Origin of the sequence: Pedobacter sp. P26 (assembly GCF_050632135.1) — a bacterium.
Classification (GTDB): domain Bacteria; phylum Bacteroidota; class Bacteroidia; order Sphingobacteriales; family Sphingobacteriaceae; genus Pedobacter.
In genome coordinates, this window is record NZ_CP192574.1 from 1,748,430 (window position 1) to 1,771,065 (window position 22,636).

The 22,636-nt window shown below is 37.1% G+C and carries 18 protein-coding genes; all 18 read left to right on the forward strand.

Annotated features, from left to right (window positions below; all coding sequences use genetic code 11):
• Positions 1-1,112 precede the first annotated feature (1,112 nt).
• The 18 genes from ACQ86H_RS08120 (at position 1,113) to ACQ86H_RS08205 (ending at position 21,651) form a co-directional block, all read left to right on the forward strand.
• On the forward strand, positions 1,113-3,092 hold the full coding sequence (locus ACQ86H_RS08120) for a carboxy terminal-processing peptidase (RefSeq protein WP_431294406.1): 1,980 nt from the start codon (positions 1,113-1,115) through the stop codon (positions 3,090-3,092).
• 250 nt (positions 3,093-3,342) lie between these two features.
• Entirely contained in the window at positions 3,343-3,852 is a 510-nt protein-coding gene (locus ACQ86H_RS08125; protein ID WP_431294407.1) for an RNA polymerase sigma factor, read from the forward strand.
• A gap of 422 nt (positions 3,853-4,274) precedes the next feature.
• The gene (locus ACQ86H_RS08130; RefSeq protein WP_431294408.1) at positions 4,275-4,820 is read left to right on the forward strand and encodes a FecR domain-containing protein; all 546 of its coding nucleotides are present in this window, start codon (positions 4,275-4,277) and stop codon (positions 4,818-4,820) included.
• Positions 4,807-5,283 carry a FecR family protein gene (locus tag ACQ86H_RS08135; RefSeq protein ID WP_431294409.1) on the forward strand — a complete coding sequence of 159 codons (477 nt, stop codon included), beginning with the start codon at positions 4,807-4,809 and terminating at the stop codon, positions 5,281-5,283. The genes ACQ86H_RS08130 and ACQ86H_RS08135 overlap by 14 nt, the downstream gene beginning before the upstream one ends.
• Before the next feature lie 146 nt (positions 5,284-5,429).
• Positions 5,430-5,726, forward strand: coding sequence for a hypothetical protein (locus ACQ86H_RS08140; protein WP_431294410.1), 297 nt, complete (start codon positions 5,430-5,432; stop codon positions 5,724-5,726).
• Positions 5,713-9,645, forward strand: coding sequence for a TonB-dependent receptor plug domain-containing protein (locus ACQ86H_RS08145; RefSeq protein ID WP_431294411.1), 3,933 nt, complete (start codon positions 5,713-5,715; stop codon positions 9,643-9,645). The genes ACQ86H_RS08140 and ACQ86H_RS08145 overlap by 14 nt, the downstream gene beginning before the upstream one ends.
• 11 nt (positions 9,646-9,656) lie before the next feature.
• Positions 9,657-10,556, forward strand: a complete 900-nt coding sequence (locus ACQ86H_RS08150; protein WP_431294412.1) for a RagB/SusD family nutrient uptake outer membrane protein — start codon at positions 9,657-9,659, stop codon at positions 10,554-10,556.
• A 92-nt stretch (positions 10,557-10,648) separates the two neighbouring features.
• The gene (locus ACQ86H_RS08155) at positions 10,649-11,041 is read left to right on the forward strand and encodes a RagB/SusD family nutrient uptake outer membrane protein (protein WP_431294413.1); all 393 of its coding nucleotides are present in this window, start codon (positions 10,649-10,651) and stop codon (positions 11,039-11,041) included.
• 217 nt (positions 11,042-11,258) lie between these two features.
• The gene (locus tag ACQ86H_RS08160; protein WP_431294414.1) at positions 11,259-12,116 is read left to right on the forward strand and encodes a DUF1735 domain-containing protein; all 858 of its coding nucleotides are present in this window, start codon (positions 11,259-11,261) and stop codon (positions 12,114-12,116) included.
• A 32-nt stretch (positions 12,117-12,148) separates the two neighbouring features.
• Entirely contained in the window at positions 12,149-12,751 is a 603-nt protein-coding gene (locus ACQ86H_RS08165) for a DUF4369 domain-containing protein (RefSeq protein WP_431294415.1), read from the forward strand.
• Entirely contained in the window at positions 12,738-13,319 is a 582-nt protein-coding gene (locus tag ACQ86H_RS08170) for a peroxiredoxin family protein (protein ID WP_431294416.1), read from the forward strand. Before ACQ86H_RS08165 ends, ACQ86H_RS08170 begins: the two co-directional genes overlap by 14 nt.
• A gap of 10 nt (positions 13,320-13,329) precedes the next feature.
• Positions 13,330-14,475 carry a redoxin domain-containing protein gene (locus tag ACQ86H_RS08175; protein WP_431294417.1) on the forward strand — a complete coding sequence of 382 codons (1,146 nt, stop codon included), beginning with the start codon at positions 13,330-13,332 and terminating at the stop codon, positions 14,473-14,475.
• A 5-nt stretch (positions 14,476-14,480) separates the two neighbouring features.
• A complete protein-coding gene (locus ACQ86H_RS08180) occupies positions 14,481-15,068 on the forward strand; it encodes a DUF4369 domain-containing protein (protein WP_431294418.1) in 588 nt (195 codons plus the stop codon).
• A gap of 38 nt (positions 15,069-15,106) precedes the next feature.
• Positions 15,107-15,328, forward strand: coding sequence for a hypothetical protein (locus ACQ86H_RS08185; RefSeq protein ID WP_431294419.1), 222 nt, complete (start codon positions 15,107-15,109; stop codon positions 15,326-15,328).
• Positions 15,325-15,684: a peroxiredoxin family protein gene (locus ACQ86H_RS08190; protein WP_431294420.1), complete on the forward strand. Its 360-nt coding sequence runs from the start codon at positions 15,325-15,327 to the stop codon at positions 15,682-15,684. Before ACQ86H_RS08185 ends, ACQ86H_RS08190 begins: the two co-directional genes overlap by 4 nt.
• Positions 15,685-15,696: 12 nt before the next feature.
• Positions 15,697-16,212, forward strand: a complete 516-nt coding sequence (locus ACQ86H_RS08195) for a TlpA family protein disulfide reductase (protein ID WP_431294421.1) — start codon at positions 15,697-15,699, stop codon at positions 16,210-16,212.
• 16 nt (positions 16,213-16,228) lie between these two features.
• On the forward strand, positions 16,229-17,920 hold the full coding sequence (locus ACQ86H_RS08200) for a trypsin-like peptidase domain-containing protein (RefSeq protein ID WP_431294422.1): 1,692 nt from the start codon (positions 16,229-16,231) through the stop codon (positions 17,918-17,920).
• Between the two features lie 2,054 nt (positions 17,921-19,974).
• Positions 19,975-21,651, forward strand: a complete 1,677-nt coding sequence (locus ACQ86H_RS08205) for a DUF4859 domain-containing protein (RefSeq protein WP_431294423.1) — start codon at positions 19,975-19,977, stop codon at positions 21,649-21,651.
• The last annotated feature ends 985 nt before the right edge of the window (positions 21,652-22,636 follow it).

Genomic DNA, 22,636 nt, shown 5'->3' on the forward strand with positions numbered 1-22,636 from the left:
TAAACTTAGCTTAATTTTCGCGGGAAATTTTCTAATCCGTGAATGCTTAGTCCTTGCATAACTATACGGATAGTTTGATTGGATCCGTCAGCCTAACTTGTTTGTTGTGTTTTCTTAACATTTAAATACAGTTAATAGTGTACACCACTGAACTTTCGGTTCTGTTTTGGTAAAATAATATAGTAAACAGACAATAATTTGCAGTCAACAACAATATTTTTATGTAGTTGTTTGAGGTGAGACTCTCCTCAATCGGGATAAAAGCTAATTATTAATGATGAGTAATCTATAATAATTATTCAGTCAACATTTAACCGAAAATTTTTTATCGCTAATGATAACACCAAAGAAATTTTACGTTCACAATCTAACTAGCAGGTAAAAAGACATAGGTGGTTTCTGGAACTCATTCTTTACAAAATCTGAGAATACTTAAAGATATGAGCTTGAGACTATAATCAGGATTATTCATAATTATGGTAGTCTAGGCTGAATTCGTCATATCGGAATTGATGCATTAAAATTACTTGTTGCATAAAAAAGTGAGTAGGCGTAGGTGCTATTGTTTTTTTTGACACTTGTTTGTAATTAACCTTTATATGGCGGAAACTAATCCAGTCAAAGCTGACTTTCGATAATTATAGATGTATAAAAAGGGCATGGGGGGTCGGAAGCCAAAGCTAAGCCTCTGTCATTAAACAATAAGGGGAGTATGACAATACCAATTAAAATGATAAAGGGAATTTTTTAATGTAAAATTGGTTTAGATTTATTTCATCGCAAAAGTATTCCAAACTATTATAGAAACAGTATTAATGGAAAAAATAGTGATTTTCATCTTAAGATTATTAAAAAGATTTGCGACAATTCCCTTGCGATCAAAACTATTGGCGGTTAAAATTTTTCTGGACTATCCAAACTATTTATATAACGTGGACATAACTGCCAGACATTAAAATTTTCAGCATAAATCAACACAGACTCATGACCAAACTAATCTTACTCCTATTTTTTTAGGAGCCTCCATCGCGATCAACGCGCAGGTTTTTAAATTACCTCAACAATTACAGGCTGCTCCGAGGCAGCAAATCATCACTAAACTGACAGCAGACTTGATCGCATCCAAGAACTACAAAACTTTAGAGGTAAATGATTCACTGTCGGTATTGATTTACGAGAAATATATTGAATTACTAGATCAAGGTCATAACTATTTGTTACAAAGTGATATAGTAGAGTTTTCGATGTATAAAACTGTCCTAGACGACAATCTTAAGGCAGGTAATCTCGATAATGCCTTGCAAATATTTAACCGTTATCGTCAGCGTTATCGTGAAGCGATTGAATATGCGCTAGTTCAACTTAAGCCATCCTATAGTTTCAGCCAAAAAGAAACCGTTGTGTTGGATAGGTCGCTGTTACCTTATCCAAAAGATAGAGCTGAACTGGAGGTAATCTGGCGCAAGCATGTTAAATACGATCTCTTGGTTTTATCAAAAATATCTTCCGATGAAACAGAGAATAAGAAAATTCTAATGAAACGGTATCAAAATTTGCTTGTCCAGGATTCAAGAGTTACCAACCAAGATTTTTTTCAGATTTTTATGAATGCGGTGACCAGTTCAGTGGATCCGCATATTGCATATTTTAATCCCTTCAATGCTGCCGAGTTCGATGTCAGCATGTCGCGCTCACTCGAAGGTATTGGTGCCACGCTCGCCCTTGAAAATGGATTTATAGTTGTTAAATCTCTTGTAGCAGGAGGTCCGGCTGCTAAGACAAAGCTAATTACGCCGGAAGATCGTATAATAGCTATTTCAGAAGGCAATGATGGTGATTTTAAAGATGTTTTGGGATGGCGGGTAAACGATGTTATTTCGCTTATCAGGGGAAAAAAAGGTAGCATTGTGAGGTTGAAACTATTAACGAAACTGCAGACTGAAACCGATATAGCAAAAATTGTAGCGATCACTAGAGCGAAAGTTATCCTAGAGGATCTTTCCGCAAAAAAAGAGATCAGAGAGTACGATGTGAATGGAAAAAAAACTAAGATTGGAATCATTACCATTCCCCAGTTTTATATGGACTACAAAGCTTACAGTTTGGGAGATCCAAATTATAAAAGTACTACGAGGGATGTAGCTTTGATTATCGATTCACTCAAGAAAATTCATGTCGATGGGATCTTGATCGATCTGAGGCAAAACGGAGGTGGCTCGCTTACCGAGGCGATAGACTTAACTGGGTTATTTATTAAGACCGGCCCGGTGGTTCAGGTCAAGGATGTTAAAAATGCTATTGAAGTGAATAGCGATCGTAATTCTCGTTTAAGTTATGATGGACCCCTTGCAGTCTTGGTAGATCGTTTAAGTGCATCTGCATCGGAAATCTTTTCAGCCGCTCTACAAGATTATGGTAGGGGAATCATCCTTGGAAGTCAGACTTACGGAAAAGGTACGGTTCAGCAAGACCTAGATCTCGACCAGGTTATAAAAACTTCCAGGTTTAAACAGCAGGCAGCAGCTTTGGCAGAGCAAGACCAATTCTCAGAGAATAGTCAGAGCCTGTTTGGTCAGTTTAATATTACAATTGGTAAATTCTACAGAATAAACGGCCGCTCTACTCAGCTTCGTGGCGTTACACCTGATGTAACTTTTCCTACCCTGTTCCCCTTGAAGGAATATGGGGAAGAAAGCGAAAAATCTGCCCTGAGCTGGGATACAATAGGTAAAGCTGATTATGTGGTAGTTGGAAATTTTGATGAAATGCTACCGAAGTTAAATAAGCAACATCGAAGTCGTTTTAAATCACTGGGATTAGATGAATATATGGCAGAAGCCTTAAGGAATAATAGTAAGCCCACTCATCCACTTGTTGTTTCATTGAATGATGTTGAAAGTGAGAAGGAACGTAAGCAAAAAGAGAGTCGAATACTTGCTGGTAATAACCAGTTGAGAAAAGTTATGGGACTTCCCATGCTAAAGAACGGACAGCTGGCTCCTTTACTTGAAGATCTTGATTATATAAAAAGGGAAGCAGGGGAAGTATTAACGGACTATATATTGTCAACCCATTCAAAGGTAGCAAAATAGAAAAGCAACAGTATTAGTCCCTGATAGTTGATGATGACGCAGTGGCGGGACCGATATCCCGCCCTGTTTTTAATTATCCGGTTTATTTGTCGTCTAAATATGTTCGAACGAGTACTTATATTTAAGCTTTTATATTCTCCCTTTTTATAAAAAGTCTTTTAGTAAATTCTTTGCCGTAGTATTGGTTCTGATTGATGGGGATATATATCCACAAAACTGTAATGATTAGCTACCTTTGTTTAAATTAAAAATGAAAAAGCTTAATGGATATACCTATACGGGGCTGTTGGCAGATATTGCATCTGGAAATCAGGCTGCTTTTTCAAAACTTTATGATCTTTTTTATCCTGCATTAATTCGGCATGTAGTATCTAAAATTAATGATGAAACGGCAGCTCAGGATATTCTGCACGACCTTTTTCTAAGTCTTTGGAAAAGTCGTGAACGGCTTTCTCAAATTGAGTCACTTCCTGCATATCTGTACGCATCTTGTCGGTATCTTATCATTCAGCACCTGAGAAAGTTATCGTTGGTGGATAAATATGAAGATATCCAGTCATTGGAGATAGCGAGTAAGGAACAGCCATTAGAAGATCGCCTGTATTACAGATATTTATTGGATAAAGTAAACCAGGAAATCGACAACCTGCCTGAAAAATGCCGCGCTATTTTTAAAATGAGTAGGAATGATTATATGTCTAATAAAGAAATTGCAGAAATACCTTCAAATTTCCGAATCAACCGTCGAAAATCAAATTAGAAAAGCGCTTCAACGGATTAAAATTGTAACAAAAGACTTTTCCTGCTTTTTTCCATATTTTTTGGTTTAAAAGACTAAATTTTTGGTTTTTTTTGAAGTATAAAGCGTCTACAGTTTTCGCCATCTTTTAAATTATTCTCCTATCGTAATAGTCTATCAATGTGGTTTCAGCGTGCTCGACATTTTAATTTTTTTAAAAAAATTAAAATAGACGTAGGTGCTATGTCTGCTTTATCACACTTATATATATCTAGTCTTTATTTAAGGTTATTATTGTGTTAATTATGCGCTTTGACAATAAACTTCTCGATATCATATTTAAATACCTGCACAGGAAGGAAAGTGGTCTTGAAAGAAAAGAGTTATATTCCTGGTATGAAACATTAAGTTCGGATTCAAAACCACTTAATAAACGCGAAATAGTGAAACTACATTACGCTGGCAAAAGGCGTTTGTTTAATGAATTAGGTATAAAATTGGTAAACCCCTCAATCCTAATACCTATGTGGTACCGCGTAGCTGCCGCTATTTTCCTAACTGTTGCAACCTATCTTATTGCTGTCCAGTTCAGGCAAAAAGATGACCTCGTCGCAGTGAGTGCTGGCGAAATCAAAAAGATGGAACCTAAATCAGGTAAGGCTTCCATAACACTTTCTACCGGTGAAGTGGTTACGCTGGATACCCTTGGAGACATGGAGACCACAAATTTGGGCAATGGTACCATTAGTAATAATGGGTCTCGAGCGCTGATCTATAAAGCAGGTAGTGGCGTAACAGCAGATATTGCTGTTGGTATGTTACAGACTGGTCAGGCATCACAATACAGTATTGAGCTTACTGATGGTACACGCGTGTGGCTGAATGCTAAATCAAAACTTTCGTTTCCTGAAAAATTTGGTGTGGGAGATCGAGTAGTGAAATTAAGTGGGGAGGCATATTTTGAGGTAAAAGACAGTGCAAAAAAGTAAATTTTTTGTGGAGAGCAATGGACAGACGGTAGAAGTTCTGGGTACTAAATTCAGTGTAAACAGTTACTTGCCAGGATCAGTTAAAACAACGCTGGTGCAAGGTTCTGTTAGGGTAACGCCAAATCAAGCATCATTAAGGCCAATTATCTTGAAACCAAATCAGCAGGTCATTCTGACCACTAATGATCTGATTCGACGTGATGTGGATGCTTCTAGGGTTATTGCATGGAAAGATGGCTATTTTAGCTTCGATGGGAATAATACACAGGAAATTTTACTAGAGATCGGGGAATGGTATGGAATCAATGTGGTGTTTAATAAACCTTTAAAGAAAGTAAAATATACCGGGAAAATTCCTAAAAATATCAACTTGAGCCGCCTGATGATGTTATTGGAATATCAGGATATCGATGTTAAAGCATTTAAAGACAAGAATAACCAACTTAAATTAATCGTAAACTGAAAAAAGATGATGTGTGAAACCTAAATTATGATGATTTGATCAAAAGTACTAAATCAACAAGAACTGTTTACTATACATTCTGGCTTTAAACCTGTTTAGCACTTTTCTTAACTATCCGAAACTTAAACCAACCAAACAAACGTTAAATGAAGATTGATTACTATTGCCTCATTAAAATGAGGCGGCAGCATCCCTATATGTACTTAACTAGGGAATGTGATTCTCAAAGTAAGTGTGCCAGATTTAGTTCTGAAAACGAGGGGCATAATGCTTTAAGTTTTATTTTAAATAGGATTTTGCCTGTTAGCTTCTTTGCTATTTTATTTATACTAATTTCTCAATCATCTGCTTATGGCCAAAATGTTACACTTAAAAAAAATAATGTTGCACTAGAAACTATTCTAAAAGAAATAGAAACTCAGACTTCTTATGTTTTTTTATAAAAAGGAAGAAATTGAACCTATAAAAGATATAAGTATCAATTTAACAGATGCATCTATTTATGTGACACTGAACACGCTATTTAAAGGACTCGATTTCCAATATGAATTGTTTGAAAAAACGATTGGTTTGAAAAAAATTGCTAAAATCCCACCAACGCTGATATCTAACTCAAAAAAGATAACTACAACCAAGCTAAAAGGAAAGGTTGTCGATGAAAATGAATTGCCGGTGAAAGGGATTAATATCCGTGAAACAAAGCTTAATACTCAGGCGGTTTCTGGTGTCGATGGAACGTTCACGATTATAATAGGTGCCTCGGGTAGCCTTGAAGCTACAGGGGACGGGTTTGCTAAACAGATTGTAAATTACCGGGATACCACTGATTTGTATATCATGATGGAAAAAGGCAAAACCACGTTGATTGAGCTAAATGAGGTTGCGATCAACTATAATAGTGTAAAGAAAAATCCTACTACTATGGTGAATCTTGAAAATAGGAATTACATGAACCTGTCGCAGGTTTTACAGGGTACCATACCAGGACTCACCCTGCAGACAGTTAACACCACATCTACTAATGTTACCAGTATTGATATGTTCCAGGATTACGGGCCTGGAGGTGTTTTCATTAGGAAATGGACAAGAATGAGCGTAGCAGATTACCTTAGCTTTTGGGGCCAAAAGGTAGGCCAGGCAAATATTGACAAATTATTGCGGGGAGAAACTGTTGCCCAAACGAAAATCAATACTGTTTCGTCCGTTAAAAACGTTTTGGTTCCACAGATAAGGGGCGCCAATAATTTCTCTGCTTCAGCTTCGGGTATGCTTGTGGTGATTGACGGTTTTCCTCAGGACGGTTTTCCAGCCAATTATCCAATGACCAATGTTGAGTCAATTGAAGTGATTAAGGATCCTAAAGAACTCATTAAATGGGGCACAAAAGCTGCTGGTGGTGCGATTATAATCAAGACAAAATCAGCTAAAAAAGGAAAAATCAACATTGATTATAACTCAAACTTTTATTTTTCTCCCAGCCAAAAATTCGAACGATCCAAGTTGAGCCTGGCCAGCCCAGCCCAATTTCTTTCTTATTTGAAAGATATTGATTCGATTTTCCCGAACATTTATTCAGCGGCGACGTTTAATCTCTCACCTGCCAAGCAACTCTTGTCACAAAAACGTTTAGGATCAATTACCTCTACACTATTCAATTCCAAATGGGATTCCCTTGGAAGATTGGATAATGAGGCACAGCTTAACCTGTTACAGCAGAATCGGTTTAGTCAAAACCATTCACTTACTTTAAGCGGTGGTAACGATGCCTATAAATTCACTGGTATTGGTAATTATTCTACAGATCAGTCTAATGAGCTTTATAGCAAATCCAATAGCTATGGATTTAGCTTAAATAACGATATCAACCTTTTAAAAAATAAACTGCATATCAGGTGGTTGATAAATTACTCCAAGGATAACACTCGGGACGCAATCAATAGTTTTTCACCTTCAAATACTACCTTAGAACCTTATCAGATGTTATTAAATGTTGATGGAAATTATGTATATGACTATACGGCAATTTCAGATGCTGCAAATAAAGCCATTATGGGTTATGGATATAAAGATTTTGGTGTCAATCTGTTGCAGGATGCTAGGCTCAATAGTAACAAAAGTACCACAACACTTAAAAAGTCAAGTATGAATATGAACTGGATGATACTACCAGGACTGTCATTTAGTAGTTCCCTATACTATAGTGGGAGAAATACAGCACAAAATACACTTTATGGTAAACAATCCAGTTATGTTCGCCAACTGGTTGATACTTATGGAGAATTTAATAATGGCAATGTAAATTTCTACATTCCATTTGGTGATGTTTTGTCTAAAAACAGTACTGTCTATAACGAATATAATGTTCGCAGCAACATTAGCTATTCCAAATCTATCGGTAACCATAAAATAGGCATTAGCTTAGGCGCCGGTGGAGCAAGTACTGAGTCGAGCAGACCATCTAACGCAACTCTATATGGTTATAATTCTGTTACAAATACGAATACCCCAGTATATCTGCCTACACCAAATACACGAGCCTCTATTACCAATTTTTATTCTTTGTTTAGCGGATCAGTTTCTTCGGTTAATCCGTCCTCGTTAATAGTCCCTATAAATGGCGATACCACGATTAGTAGAAATATTAATGGTAATGCCGCTTTAAATTATGCATACGGAGACAGGTTAAAGGTGACCGGATCTTATAATTCAGTGTTATCGCCATTATATGGCCAGGTTGGAACTTACAGCAAGCTCGAAAGCCTTGTAGGAGATGTTACGGGAACAGTGATAAAACACTGGGGAAAAATAATTCATAGTGTGGATTTATCCGCTGGAGTTTCGAAAATTAAAATGCCAGATCTTGCTGTAATATATAATAACCAACGTTACCAACAAACTTTTTATAGAAACTATGCAATCTGGGTAACTGGCCAGGAACCAACTCAGCAAAAAGGCCAGACAGCAACAAATTATTATCAGAAGGTTACAATTTCACTGATGGACAGCACTATCTCGGTAAACGCGGCGTTTAATCAGCAAAAATCTTTTGGATCATTAGAATCCGCTCTCAGCCGCAATGCGCTTTCTGCATCTTCTACTGAAAATAAAAACAATTATTTAAGCGCTGGAGTGGTGATGAGCTTGAGGAATAAAAATCTGAACTTCAATTTTAATTACTCTAAATCTCCAGAAGGATCAACACAATACAACGGGGCACTATCCTACGACATAGCAAAGGAAAACTACTTCTATTCCAATATAATCAATAGCCTTGATGTGGGAATGAAATTGCAAAACATTAGCCCATACCAGGGATTAAGTTTAATAATGAGTACCAATGTGGCTAGTAATGGTTCGTTTAGCCAAGCGGTAAATAGTAATTTCAACGCTGTCCCGCCAAAAAACGTAAGTTTCGAAGGTTACGCTAGAATGGCCATGGTTGAGGATAAATATAATTTTGATTTGAGGTATTACAACCAAACTTCTGAAGGTATCAATAGTACCGTTACAGTAGTAGCTGATCCTTCGACTGGAGGAACCCGCAAAACAACTTATAGCAGCATTACCAATAAAGGTATTGAATTTTTTGTAAGTGGAAATTTATTGAAGAGTAAGGATTTTAGTTATACATTGACTTTAAATGGCGCATATAATATCAACCTCGTCAAAGATGTGCCGGTTACCAGCTTCGTTGCCTCTGATGGATATACCAGGGCTTTTAGAAATGGGTATAGCACCAGTAATTTATGGACACTGCCGTGGGCGGGACTAAATGCAAATGGAGATCCCCAGTACTACGACTCGAACGGAAACATCTCGACTAAACTGGATAGCGCTTCAATAGCATCGTCATTGGTATATGCCGGCGTAACTAAAGCACCTTGGACGGGTGGCATTATACAGGACATAAGATTTAAAAATTTCTTTGCACGTGCTGCCATTGTATTCAGCTTGGGTTATGTAATGCGATATTATATTCCCTATGCTAGCAATAATGTAGAGACAAGCGCACTCATAGTCAATAGATGGATAAGACCAGGTGATGAGGCAAATACCGATGTGGCCAGAATAACAACTGATGGGAGCAATAGTTATCGTCAGTTTGTCGCTCAATTTTCGAGTAACAGTGTAATTTCAGCAGATAATGTCAGGTTATCGGAAGTAATGATTGGTTATTATATTCCTCAAAACATTCTTCAGAAATTAAAATTAAGCGGCGGTACGTTTAGTTTTCAGGTTCAAAATGTGGCAGGTTGGTACCGCAACAAATACAGTATTGATCCACTTACAATTAGTACAGCAGGTCGGCCAGGTATTACGGCTGCGAGAATTTATTCTGCTAACATTAACATTTCCTTTTAATTTTTAAGACAATGAAATATTTACACATATCCCTCTGTTTATTGCTGATTTGTTCTCTTTTTACAATCACAGGATGTAAGAAGTTTTTAGCTATAGATTCACCAACATCCAGTGTGAATCCAGTGGCGATAAAGGATTTTCAAGAGATGCTAAATAGTGATTCGCTAGGTAGGGTGCAGTATTTTTTACTTGACGCTATGAGCGACGATATTCAACTCACAGACGTTCAAACATCCTCTTTAACTACTTACTATCGAAGGGCATATTTCTATGAAAATGCGATCTGGAATGCCACTGATGTTGATAGGATTTACAATGGTACCTACGCAAGAATATTTCAGATGAATATAATTTTAGATAGAATTAATAGCGCTGCACCAGACCCTCTCAACACCCCACAAAACAAGAGCAATATCATCTCACAGGCATTAATTCATCGGGCTTACTTTTACCTCCAGTTAGTAAATGCATATGGTAAAGCCTACGATGCTACTACTTCGAGTTCTGATCTTGCTGTGCCATTGGTTTTAGTGCCCGATGCGACAGCACTACTTCCACGTGCAACAATTGAACAAGTCTACGCTCAAATTATAAAAGATTTAAAAATGGCCGTCGACAATCCATATTTAGCCTCAAAAGGTAGCGATATCATCCATCCAGGTAAGGCTGCTGCCTTCGCTTTACTTGCAAGGGCATACTTATACAAAGGTGATTATGCAAATGCTGAGATCTATGCTGACTCCACTCTGTCCAGAGTTAAAACGCTAACTAATTACACTTCAGCAAATTACCTAGCGCCAACCCAGTTTCAGGATCTAACCAATAATCCCGAAACATTAATGGGTAAACTAACTTCTGATGAAGCTTTTTTCTGTTTTATCAAACGGCATTCAGGATCAATTCAGGATTAAAGACCCTACTCACTACAGTCGATGCGCGTTATAGCAAAAGATTCTCATCTGATGCCTATCGTGTATCAGCTAATCCAGGTAATACCTATGCTATGGATAATAGCGTAGCTGTTCCGGAAGTGCTTCTGACTAAGGCAGAGTGTCTAGCTAGAGCAGGAAAAGTGTCTGACGCGGCTGCTATTCTGACCAATCTTCGAACTAATCGAATAACGAGTAACGATACACGAACGTACACAGCAGCAAATATCCTACAGTACGTATTGGATGACAGAAGGCGAGAGCTTTTTCTCCATGGCGGTTTACGACTATTTGATTTAAAGAGGTTAAATAAAGATCTGTCCACACAAGTTACCATCACACGTACTAATGTAGCAGGTAATACAGTTCTTGGTACTGTAATTCCGGGATCTAACAGATACCTCCTCCCTTTCTCAGCTAACGTATTGGCTGCAAATCCTTCTATAATCCAAAATTCAAGACAATGATCTATTTTGATTTTTTACGCTTAATTCATTAATTATGTATTACAAAATTTATAAAAGAGCCTCATCTATTTTGAGGAGATTTAAAATCGCCGGGTCTATAGTGTTAGTTTGCATCATAGTAACATGTTGCAAGAAAGAAGAGCCAACTGATCTGGAAGCATCCATTTCCGCTAAATTATCTAACAGCAGCATGGTTTCCTATGTCCAGAAAGGATCTATGACAAGTTTCAATGGCAGCTCCTATAATTATGTTACAAGTTATGTCGGTGTTCCCGTGTCATTAAAATCTGCAGCTGGACGAAATGACACGATTATCGCAAGCGTCGATACAAGTATGGTTTCGGCATATAATGCTTTGTATGCTGAAAATAATCCATCTATTCCTAAAGGGGCATTTGATGTGTCTCATAGCGGAATATTTGCTATTGGTAACGGCGAAGTTCAATCCAGGGACTCGTTGTATGTTACCTTAAGGGATGCAACTAAGTTAAAAACAAATACCACATACCTCATTCCCGTTCAATTAAGTGCAAGAAATGGTTCAAAATTAGATTATTCACTTCTTTTTCTTAAAATGACCGTGACGATTAGTCAGCTTAACGCGAGAATGGAAAATGCAAATAAGTGGGGCTCATCTACTTCTTATTGGAGAAACTCAACGATGTTCATTAACTTTTTACCAAGTTCTGATAGTAAAGGTGTAATGATTGGACCAGATTCTATTCGCTTTGGGGTGGCACTAAATACTGCATTCAATCCAGCGAGTGTAAAGGTTGATGCAACTATTGCCATTGATGATTCGACAATTAATGCCTATAGCAAAACCTTTGGAACAAAATTTAAGCCGTGGCCTGCAGATACTTATGAATTGACAAGAACAAGGGCTACAGTCAGACCGGCCTCTAGAATAGGTGCAGATAGCTTATGCGTAGTCGTAAAAAATAAGGCGAAATTTTCTCGTCAGACATGGTATCTGCTTGGTCTTAAAATCAAAAGAGCGGCTAATGATCCGCTTAGTGTACCCTCATCAACTTCAGATTCATCCAGGGCATTTATTGCCTTCTTTGTACTTTAGTCAGCTATAAATAACCATAAATCTATATCATAATGAACACAAAAAAAATAATGATCACTTTATATTTCCTTGCACTGAACTTTGCAGGTTTTGCGCAACTTAAGTACGAAGTAACCGGTATAATGAAATCAGTACCTGGATATAAGGTAACCGTTACGTTATATTACTCTTCACCATTAGGTCAGTTTGTAACTGACACCTGCTCCGTTAAGGATGGGAAATTCCGCTTTTCAGGAGAGGTAAGCAGGCCAACACCTGCATTTCTAGCTATCACAGATGGGGAGGATAATCTATCAAAAGCCCTTGGTAGAGGGGCAACAGATAAAAATGCAGTTAAAATTGTGCAAAATGGAATCTATCTCGAAAGTGGAAAGATTACTGCTCTTTTAGATCACGAAAAACAAGCAGATGCGGTTATTACAGGTACAGCCAACAATAATGCTCTCCAGGATTTTAGACCTATGATGAATAAATACAAGGCACTTGAGTCCTCTATTTACGCAAGAAATAAAGCTGTAGGCAGTAATTCTGCTAAAGCCGATATTTTGTTGAAAGAATATAATTACATGGTTTCCAGCAGAGCTGTAGAAATTGCCGCTATAATAAAAAAATCCAGAAAGCTTGGCTGCTATTGATTTTTTGGGCCGTTGGGTAGATCCCGCTGTAAATCTTTCAGGTGCAAAAACATATTTTGAATATCTAAGCGCTGAACGACGAAATTCTCCGGCAGGACAACGGTATTTGGCCAGAATCCAGCAGGCGGGTAGGATAGAGGTGGGCAATTTAGCACCTGAATTCAGTATCTCGGACGTTAACGGTAAAGTAAGGAAGCTGAGCGAATTTAGGGGAAAATATATACTTCTCGATTTTTGGGCAAGTTGGTGTGCACCATGTAGAAAAGAGGTGCCAAACCTTATCAGTGTATATAACCAGTATAAGGATATGAATTTCGAAATCGTTGCCATCTCACTGGATGGAGGTAAGGAAGATTCGCGGGCGAAGTGGCTTGAAGCGATAAAAGAGGACAAAACCAATTGGCTACAATTATCAGACCTTACCGGTTTCAACAGCAAGGTAGTATCATTGTATTCAATAAGCGCCATTCCAATGAACGTACTCATTGATCCAAATGGTAAAATTGTGGCAAAAAATCTGCGAGGACAGGATCTGAAGGATAGGCTTAGTAAATTATTATCTACTTAAAACATTTAATATGAAATTTATGATAGTTAAGATATGTTTTGGTATTTTTCTTTTACTTTCTACAATTATTACTGAGGCACAGGAACTCCAATTTAGTATAAACGTAAGCAGCACTAATCCTTATCCAAATAGCATGGTTTTTTTATATTATGTTAAGCCAATTGATGGTAAACTTGGACTTGATTCCGTAACATTGTTAAATGGGAAAGCTATAATTAGGAGTAAAACCCTCTCTCCTCAAAAAGCATTACTATACATAGAAAGGGCGAACAAAGGCTTTATTCCTAACAATACAAAAGCTAGTCGGGAGGTTTATCTGGAGCAAGGAAATATAACGTTTAGAACGCCTCGTGATGTTAAAGATGCCCGTATAGGTGGTACGCCTTTGAATGAAGATTTGCAAGGATATACAGATGTGCTGTTAAAATTTAAACCTCATCAGGATTCATTGAGAAATAAATTCCGGATAGCTTATAGAGACAATGTAAAAGAAGATCTGAATAAGTTAAGTAAAGAATTTAAGGCACTGGATTCAGTAAGGCGCACGGCGGAACTATCTCATTTCAAAACAAAGGGAAACTCAGTAGTATCACTGGACTGGTTAAAACAGAATATCAATATCGCTCAGCAAAAATCGCAGGCAGAAAATTTGTTCGGAACTTTGAGTGAAAAGATAAGGAAATCTAAGAGTGGTCAGGCTTATGAGTTGGTATTAAAAAGTACTGCTTCAGTTTCAATAGGTGGATTTGCACCTGATTTTACTGCTAAAAATCTTGAAGGACAAGCTGTTTCATTAAGTGATTTTAGAGGAAAGTATGTTTTGCTAGATTTTTGGGCATCATGGTGTACCCCATGCCGTGCCGAAAACCCTAATATTCTAAAAGCCTATAATGCTTTTAAAGATCAAAATTTCATTGTGATAGGATTTTCTATGGATGAACATAAGGATGCCTGGGAAAAAGCTGTAAAGAAAGATGGCATGCCGTGGATCCATTTATCTGATCTTAAAGCATGGAAAGGAGAGGTAAGTAGGCTTTATGCTATTGCGGGTATTCCTGCTAATTTTCTGATTGATCCTTACGGGAAGATAATAGCCAAAAACCTTCGTGGAGATATACTTGAAAAAGAACTTATTAAAGTCTTGAAAAAGGAATAATTCAAATGGCTAAAGAACTAATTTTAAATTTTGTTGACACATATTTTAAGCAATTAAATTTCTACACACACACAATGAAACGAATAAAAAATACAGTATTAATATTTCTCACAACGCTTATCTCTACCACCGTTTTTGGCCAGTCCAAACTCTTTAAGCTTACGGTTAAATTTTCAAAACCTATCCCCAACTCAATTGTATTTTTAAAACATATTGATGTAAAAAGTGGAAAATCTGTAATTGATTCTGCATCAATAACTAACGGGCTGGCAGAATTTTCAGATTCTACCCTATACCCGCAAAAAGCAATACTTTTTTCAGCATTGAAAAATAGTGGTTTTGATTTTAATAATGCAACTGACAGACTATTTATTTATTTAGAATCCGGCCACATCATAGTTTCTGCCGTAGATGCAATTAAAACTGCTTCTATAAGTGGTACTAGGATTAATAATGACGCCCAAGCTTTTGCAGATCTTCGCCAGGAATTTCAGAAAAAAAAGCCGAATTGTTTAAAAGATTCAGGGAAAAAGATACCAGTGATATTTTGTCAATTAAAAAACTCAATCAAGATGCTGACCAATATGAAATAGATAAGAAGAATGCTGAAGAGACCTTTTTTTATAATCACTTGAATTCTCCGATCGCTTTGGAGTGGTTAAGAACAACAGTAAATACAACTCAGGAAAAAGCAAAAGCTTCCGAAATGTTTTCCAAAATGAGTGATGAGGTAAAAGCTTCATTTTTAGGAAAAAATACGCAACTGAACTTTCGGCCATTAAGTCTGCTGAAATTGGTAGCATTGCACCTGATTTTAAATCTAAGGCACCTGATGGAAAAGAATTTTCATTGAGCTCTTTCCGTGGGAAGTATGTGCTGCTTGATTTTTGGGCTTCATGGTGTAAACCTTGTAGGGAGGAAAATCCCAATGTATTAAAAGCATATCAAAAATTTAGCAGCCACAATTTTACAGTTCTTGCTTACTCTCTTGATGATTCTCGAGAAAGGTGGGAAAAGGCGATCGTTACGGATGGTTTGCCATGGACACAACTTTCTGATTTGGCATCCTGGAAAAGTGAGGCCAGCAAACTTTTTGGCGTAACTGCGATCCCAAGTAATTTTCTTATTGATCCGAATGGGAAAATTGTTGCACGTAATCTAAGAGGGCAAGAACTTGACAAAACACTCGAAAAATTCATTAAAATATAATCTCCCAGAAATATGGATAAAACACTCAAATATAATTTATTGGGCATCTTAACCGTTGTCTTCATATTTTCAATACAATTTACCTTCGCTCAGACAAAGATTGACCTGAAAAATTGGGATATGACGAAATATAAATTTATTAATAAAGAAGGAAATAACGTTTCAATCTCTGATTTTAAAGGTAAATACGTTTTCGTTGATGTTTGGGCATCTTGGTGCAGACCATGTATTAACAAATTTCCAGAATATGATTCCCTAAAGGTATTACTTAAGGATAAGAATATTGTTTGTATTCAGATCTCTATAGATGCACAGGAAAGAAGGTGGCGAAATGGAATGGGATTTAACGGAAGGATCACAGATCAGTGGTTTATCAACGGAGATACAGCTTTTCCGGACGATTTGGATATTGCATACATTCCACGCTACATTCTTATAAATAGAAAAGGAAGGTTAATTGATCCAAAGGTGGAGTGGAAAACTAATAAACAAATGATAGAAGTATTATTAAGGCTTAAAGGCATTTAATCAAAACTAAAAAGATATGTACAAGAGAATCTTTGTGGGTTTACTATTAACGTTGAGTTATTCAACGGGCTTCGGTCAGACCAAAGCTAATGTTAAGAAAATAGAGAAGCTTGTTGCAGCGGTAGTGAAAAAAGTTATGGGTGCCACCGTTAAAATTGCAGCTTTTGATACCCTATCGCAAACGCTCGCCGTATCACAGTTTAGTGGTGTAGTTGTCAATGAAGAAGGCTTGGTACTTACTGCTGCTCATGCTACCCAACCGAAACAGATTTATCAGCTTTGCTTTCCTAATGGGCGTAAAATACTAGCGAAGGGACTCGGCCGCATCTCCTTAGGAAAAGATAAGCCCGCGACTGATGTGGCTATGATGCAGATTATTGAAAATGGCATATGGCCATTTGCTGAGATGGCTTACAGTAGTGAAATGATCGTCGGGCAACCTTGCATAGGAATCTCTTTTCCTGGAACTTTCGAGCAGAAATTACCAAATGTCAGGCTGGGGAGAATCGAAACTACTGATATTTCTAAAGGAAATTTTCAGTCAAGTTGCAAAATGGAGCCTGGTGATTCAGGCGGGGCACTTTTCGATGTAAATGGCCGTTTGATTGGAATACACAGCTGGATTTTAAACAATGAGCAGCAAAATTTCGAGGTTCCAATAGATCTTTATCGCCGGTACTGGGATGCCTTACATGTTCCCATTAGCTATGATTCTTTGCCGAAGTCAATCAATAATGTAGCCACAAGTTGTAAAATAGATTCAGATACTATTCCACCACTGGATTTAATGGCAATAATAAAAACTAAGAATGCCAGTTCTGTAATTAATATCAGCAGCACAGTGTATGACCATGTAATGTATTTCTCATTAGGTACAATTTTAAAATTTGAAATAAATGGAAAACCTTTTCAGGGGATATTGACGAAGAGTTCGTCAGTTGGTGACCAAGCACTAATTACTTTTAGGGGAAAACAGTTCAAAGCCAAGACATTTTATCGGAACAAGGAGAATGATCTGGCTTTGTTAAGAATTGATAACATGCTGCCCTCGGGGATTGACCTCTCTTTAGGAGCAGCTGAAATTAGCATACCCCTAGGTACTGTACTTTTTTCTGCATTAGCAGATGGAAAATCAAAGGTAGGAATTGCCAGTACTCACGAAATTGAGATGGAAATGAAATATAGCTTCGGTTTTCTTGGCGCGAAAACCAAATTTATCAATGATCAGGTAACTATTACGGAAATTCCCAAAGGCTACCCAGCTGATGGCATTCTTAAGACATTCGACCGCATTAAATCCATTAACGGTATAGCAATAAATCGTCCAGAACAATATATAGAAGTGCTTTCCAAATATTATCAGAATGATACAATTTCGATGGAAATCTTTAGAGATGGCAAAGCCATGCTTCAAAAGATACGTCTGGGGATATTTCGTCCAGTTGGTCACACGGGCGACTCTTATTCAGGCGGTAGAAGCCCCCGATCGGACGGGTTCAAAAAAGTGATTGCGCAGGATGCAGCAATTAAGGCGAACGAATGTGGAGGTCCTGTATTTGATGTGGCCGGACATTTTGTTGGAATCAATATCGGCCGACATAGCCGCACTTCTACCATTATAATGCCAGCTGATGTTATTGCTAAATTTTGTGAACAGTATGTTAAAGAGCTACCTTTATTATCAGCTGGGAAGATTTCAAATAGATAATGATATAGTGAAAAAGGAACCTTTGATTCTGATAATTGAACGGTGTGCGTTATATAGGAAACTTCATCGACGGTAATCGCATTTTGTATCATATCATTGAAACAAGGCAATTTGCCCAATATTTAGGGAATTGGTGCTGGCTGTGAGATGGATACTTCTCAATTTATTTCCATCACCTTACCTGAAGTTGGGATAATCCCATTGACCAAAATAAGACAAAAAAACTGTTTATTGATGAGGATGAGGCTACTCGAAATTATGTGTGACTTTTATTGGAAAAAGTAACTTTGACCGATGATTCTAATGTTGATTTCGATTTAATTGTTGAAAATGAATCGTTTTTAATAATCTGTATGTGGTTATGAAGCATCTAAATTTAGTGGAATTCTGTGGATTGCTGAAAGAATCTCCTTATTTTATTAGTATTCACATGATCCTGTTTACTTGTTCTCCGTCCCCAGAAATCAGATTGAGAGCTGTAGAGTCTGGAGCAGATGATTATGTCACAACACCCTTTTAAAACAACTTATTAATAGCAAGAATAAAAAGTCCATGCAAGGTATAATATACACTTAAAACTTATTTCTTAAGTGAGATCACCCTGAAAACAATAGTTTCGAAGTTCCTGTGGAATATAGTGAATTTGATAAAAATATATAGCTATCGGCAGGTTCCATCTATTGGATAAGGATTTCAACCTGACAATATTTACAAGTGAAATAGAAATGAGTAAATCAAAATTCTCTAGGCTCATCAAAGCCATTTCTGGCTGGATGATTTCTGGGTTTACAAGATAAAATAGGCCTAATAAAAATGATGAAGTTTTGGTTCAAAGTGATCTTCAACTCAAATAAATTGCATTTCAGACTGGTTCAAGGCATCAGGAGTTTACGTGAACAGTTCTCAGACTATTGATGAATTCCCTGATTATATACGAAGATATCGCAAAGGGATGCGATATGGCAGGGTTGTGTTTTCATAATAGTAATTGTCTGAATTAGGTCTTTTAGAGTCTGGAGACTACAACAAGAATTTGATTCTCTACGCTATAAACAGTATTTTGCTTAAATACCCCCCACTATTTGGTTTATATACCACCTTTCAAATGGGAAAATAAGCATCAACTTTGTAGTGATGACGGGCGTGCAGAAGATAATTGTGTTCAAAGGTTTTCTCAGCCTTACACACAGGTTAGTTAGTTAATTAGTTTAATTTGCGCGGAGGCGGATGTCTCCATGCACTTTAGTTTGAAGTACTTGAAGGTTTTTCAACTAAAAAGTGACGTGCGAGAGAATCTACAAGATGTTTGTCTTTAAGCATGAAGAAGTCTAGTATACCCCCGCTGGGAATTTTTACTAGTTGGGTTGGCATTAGCTTTCGTTACCATCTCACATGGGAAGTTTTGTAGTCAATAAGGTCGACATGCAAGAAATGGTTTGGGTGATTATCGTATTGACTAAGGTTTGAGAATGAAAGATGGCAAATCATTCTGATATCAAGTTCTAACCTATATCAAAATATCGTTAATAATTTTGATATATTATTAAGAATATTTTGCTAAAAATATATTAAATCAAATAAATATCTACCTATATGAAAGCTTCGACAAAACTAACTATCTTTTAAAAAACTTAACAATTATTTTTTTCGTTGTAAATGGCTCTGGCGTTATTATCTGCCTTAGTGCGTGATAAAATGCAGTTTTGAATGTTTGGTGTATTATATTTTAAAAAATGTTAAGGAAATGGAATTGCGGGGAAATTAGTCAAATAGTTTGTGTTTTGTAAATTTTATAAGCGTTAAAATGTAATATAATATGGGTAATATATGGTCATAAAATTTGGCTTATTATTTGCAATTTACAGATACATTCTAATCAAATAAATTATGAAAAAAATGAAATACATTTCTTCTATACCACGAACTGTTATCGTAGCTCTTTGTTTTCTTATTGTAGCTACTGGATGTAAAAAGAATGAAATTTCGGAGGATACTGCCGAGAAAAAAATGTCAATAATCCTGTAGCCAAGTTGGAGGTTTATAAACCCAGGTCAATGAAGAACATGGATTGGAATTCTGTCGAAAGTGAATGGAGTTATAGTCGTTCGCAACAGTCAGATCACTTTATCGTGTTCTGGGCTAAAGGTTATGGAGAAAATAAACCTTCTTCACAACTAGTGAACTCTAAATATCGAGTTGATATAGATGATTTGCTTTCGAAGGCAGAAGAATATTATAAACTCAATGTAGATGTACTCAAGTTCGCAATATTGGGAAACGGCAGCTCAAAGCTCGAAAAGTATAAGCTTATGATATTTTTGTATTATGAAGATACCTGGCGGGCAACAGGTTTAGGTTATGACGATACAATAGGCGCATTATGGATAAGCCCTGCGACATGCCATCCTGTCGGAACCACTGTTGCACATGAAATCGGGCATAGCTTCCAATATCAGGTCGCCTGCGACCTGGGTACGGGACATGGTTTTAGATGGGGCTTTAGTGGTAATGGGGCAGGAAACAATGGGTTTTGGGAACAAACTGCTCAATGGCAGGCTTTCAATTCTTATCCTAACGAGTTTTTTGGAAGCTGGTTTAGTTCTTATACTCAAAATTATCACAAACATCTCTTACATGAAGATTATAGGTACAATAACTGCATGATTCACCAATTTTGGGCACAAAAACGCGGTATAGCTTTCATTGGAAGGATTTGGCGTGAATCCAAAGCATATGAGGACCCTATTCAAACTTATCAACGTCTAAATGGTCTAACTCTTGAACAACTACACGATGAGATGTATGAGGCTTCCACCAGATTCGTTACTTGGGATACCGATAATCTACGAACATTGGGAGCTAAGAGCATTGGCTCACATAGATATAAGATGAATCAGATGCCTGATGGTTCGTTTCAGCCGGACCCAAGCTTTTGCCCGCAAACTACAGGTTATAATGTAATTCCGCTTGAGGTTCCTGTAGGGGGGACACTGGTTTCCGCAGATTTCCAAGGCATCCCGAACGCCCCGGGGTATAATCCGGTAGATGCCACAGTTGCCGGATGGCGCTATGGTTTTGTAGCACTATTAAATGACGGTTCTAGGGTATATAGCGCAAAGAACTCGAATAAGACAGGTATTGCAACATTCGTTGTACCGGATAATTGCAGCCGTCTATGGTTTGTCGTAACAGGTGCTCCCTCAAAATATGATCAACATGCCTGGGACAGCAACAATTCAAACGATATGCAGTGGCCTTACAAGGTGAAATTCCAAAACACAAACTTACCTGGCTATAATAATCAGCTACCAAAGGATGTTTCCTTCCAATATGACATTTCTGTATCTCGTAGCACGAGCAATTATGACTATGCAGCTGTTAACGTAGATGTGGTGAAACTTGCGGCTGCTTTTCAAATGCCTAAGGAAGAAATCACCAAGAACATGGGCACATTAATAAAATTTTATGCGATTGAGCCAAACGGCTCACTCAATCCCACTACAACGGCAAATGGCTATGGTCATTGGTTCGATGGCGCTGGTAAAGTCACTTCTTTTGGAGCGAACGCGAGAGTTTTTAGTGAATTTGATGCACAGAACTTTAGGTATAAAGCTGGCCAATATCCTGGCCGGTTGAGTTCAGGGGATAAATTCCAGATGAGAGAGATGCTGATTTACACACCCCCTCCGGAAATAAAGTTTCTGCCAGTTTCACTATCAATCTTACCATAATATAAAAGTGCCATTCTAAATATTTCAGGAAACGATTACTGAAGTTTAGCATTCGAAATCTGTTTCGAATCAAAAGATAAGGTAAATAGGAGTTAAGTAGCCTGTGTCGTTGTAAAATGATCAGGCTCCCTTGAGTTTTATTAAGTTTTCCAATACTTGCCTGCCAGAACGAAAATTCATATGAGGAAGTCAAAAAAAAGAAAAGTATTTCTTGTCCCCTAACACGTGCAGGTTCTTCGCAATTTGCGGCTTACAATTCCTCAATAGTGATATTATTTAATCCGTTGGGGCTAAGGAGCTATTCTTATTCGGCATTTGTAATCCTTTTAAGTCGGAACCACAGAAAGACAGGTAAAGTATTGAACAAAGCAATGACTAGCCTACGCTTCTATATTGATAGATTGGATCTGTAGTGAGTTATTCCTATCCGGATCAGCGAGATTCAGTGGGTTTTGGAGATTTAACAGTCATTTCTGTTAACACAAACTAGACGATTTTTTATAATGTAATTGTGTGAGAAAATTTAAAATTAGGAGTTTTGTGCTATTTTAATATTAAATTTACTAAAAAGATGGAGCAGAATATAGGCTGATTACGATGGATAGCTAAGCAAAAAGTTTGATTTTCTTAATGAAAAATTGTAGCTTTCAGATAAAATCTCATGCCTTTTTGATTGGATAGTTTGAGGTTATCTGAACAGTTTTTGCTATGAAGTTGTGAAGCTAAATCTCTCAGTTTCTGATGGTGGATAGAAATTATAATCCTAATAAAATAAAAAACTATCCATACTTGGTAACAAAAAAAAGCCATAAAGGAGGTATTGCAATTTGAAAAAAGCAATTTTATTGTGTAAAATTCTATGGTTTAAAATTCAAAATTATAACGCTTTAACTAATGGTCTATCATAGGGTAATCCGCCAGGTCGATATAGCTACTTAACGTATTAATTAGATATTAAAACTTTGAGCTGCTACATTTATCAAAG

Excerpts from the sequence above, each read along its gene's own strand:
- ACQ86H_RS08200 (WP_431294422.1), top strand. The coding sequence starts at position 16,229 with ATGTACAAGAGAATCTTTGTGGGTTTACTATTAACGTTGAGTTATTCA.
- ACQ86H_RS08140 (WP_431294410.1), top strand. The coding sequence starts at position 5,430 with ATGAAGATTGATTACTATTGCCTCATTAAAATGAGGCGGCAGCATCCC.
- ACQ86H_RS08165 (WP_431294415.1), top strand. The coding sequence starts at position 12,149 with ATGAACACAAAAAAAATAATGATCACTTTATATTTCCTTGCACTGAAC.
- ACQ86H_RS08125 (WP_431294407.1), top strand. The coding sequence starts at position 3,343 with ATGAAAAAGCTTAATGGATATACCTATACGGGGCTGTTGGCAGATATT.
- ACQ86H_RS08195 (WP_431294421.1), top strand. The coding sequence starts at position 15,697 with ATGGATAAAACACTCAAATATAATTTATTGGGCATCTTAACCGTTGTC.
- ACQ86H_RS08155 (WP_431294413.1), top strand. The coding sequence starts at position 10,649 with ATGGATAATAGCGTAGCTGTTCCGGAAGTGCTTCTGACTAAGGCAGAG.
- ACQ86H_RS08180 (WP_431294418.1), top strand. The coding sequence starts at position 14,481 with ATGGCTAAAGAACTAATTTTAAATTTTGTTGACACATATTTTAAGCAA.
- ACQ86H_RS08205 (WP_431294423.1), top strand. The coding sequence starts at position 19,975 with ATGAAGAACATGGATTGGAATTCTGTCGAAAGTGAATGGAGTTATAGT.
- ACQ86H_RS08145 (WP_431294411.1), top strand. The coding sequence starts at position 5,713 with ATGTTTTTTTATAAAAAGGAAGAAATTGAACCTATAAAAGATATAAGT.
- ACQ86H_RS08175 (WP_431294417.1), top strand. The coding sequence starts at position 13,330 with ATGAAATTTATGATAGTTAAGATATGTTTTGGTATTTTTCTTTTACTT.
- ACQ86H_RS08160 (WP_431294414.1), top strand. The coding sequence starts at position 11,259 with ATGACAAGTTTCAATGGCAGCTCCTATAATTATGTTACAAGTTATGTC.
- ACQ86H_RS08150 (WP_431294412.1), top strand. The coding sequence starts at position 9,657 with ATGAAATATTTACACATATCCCTCTGTTTATTGCTGATTTGTTCTCTT.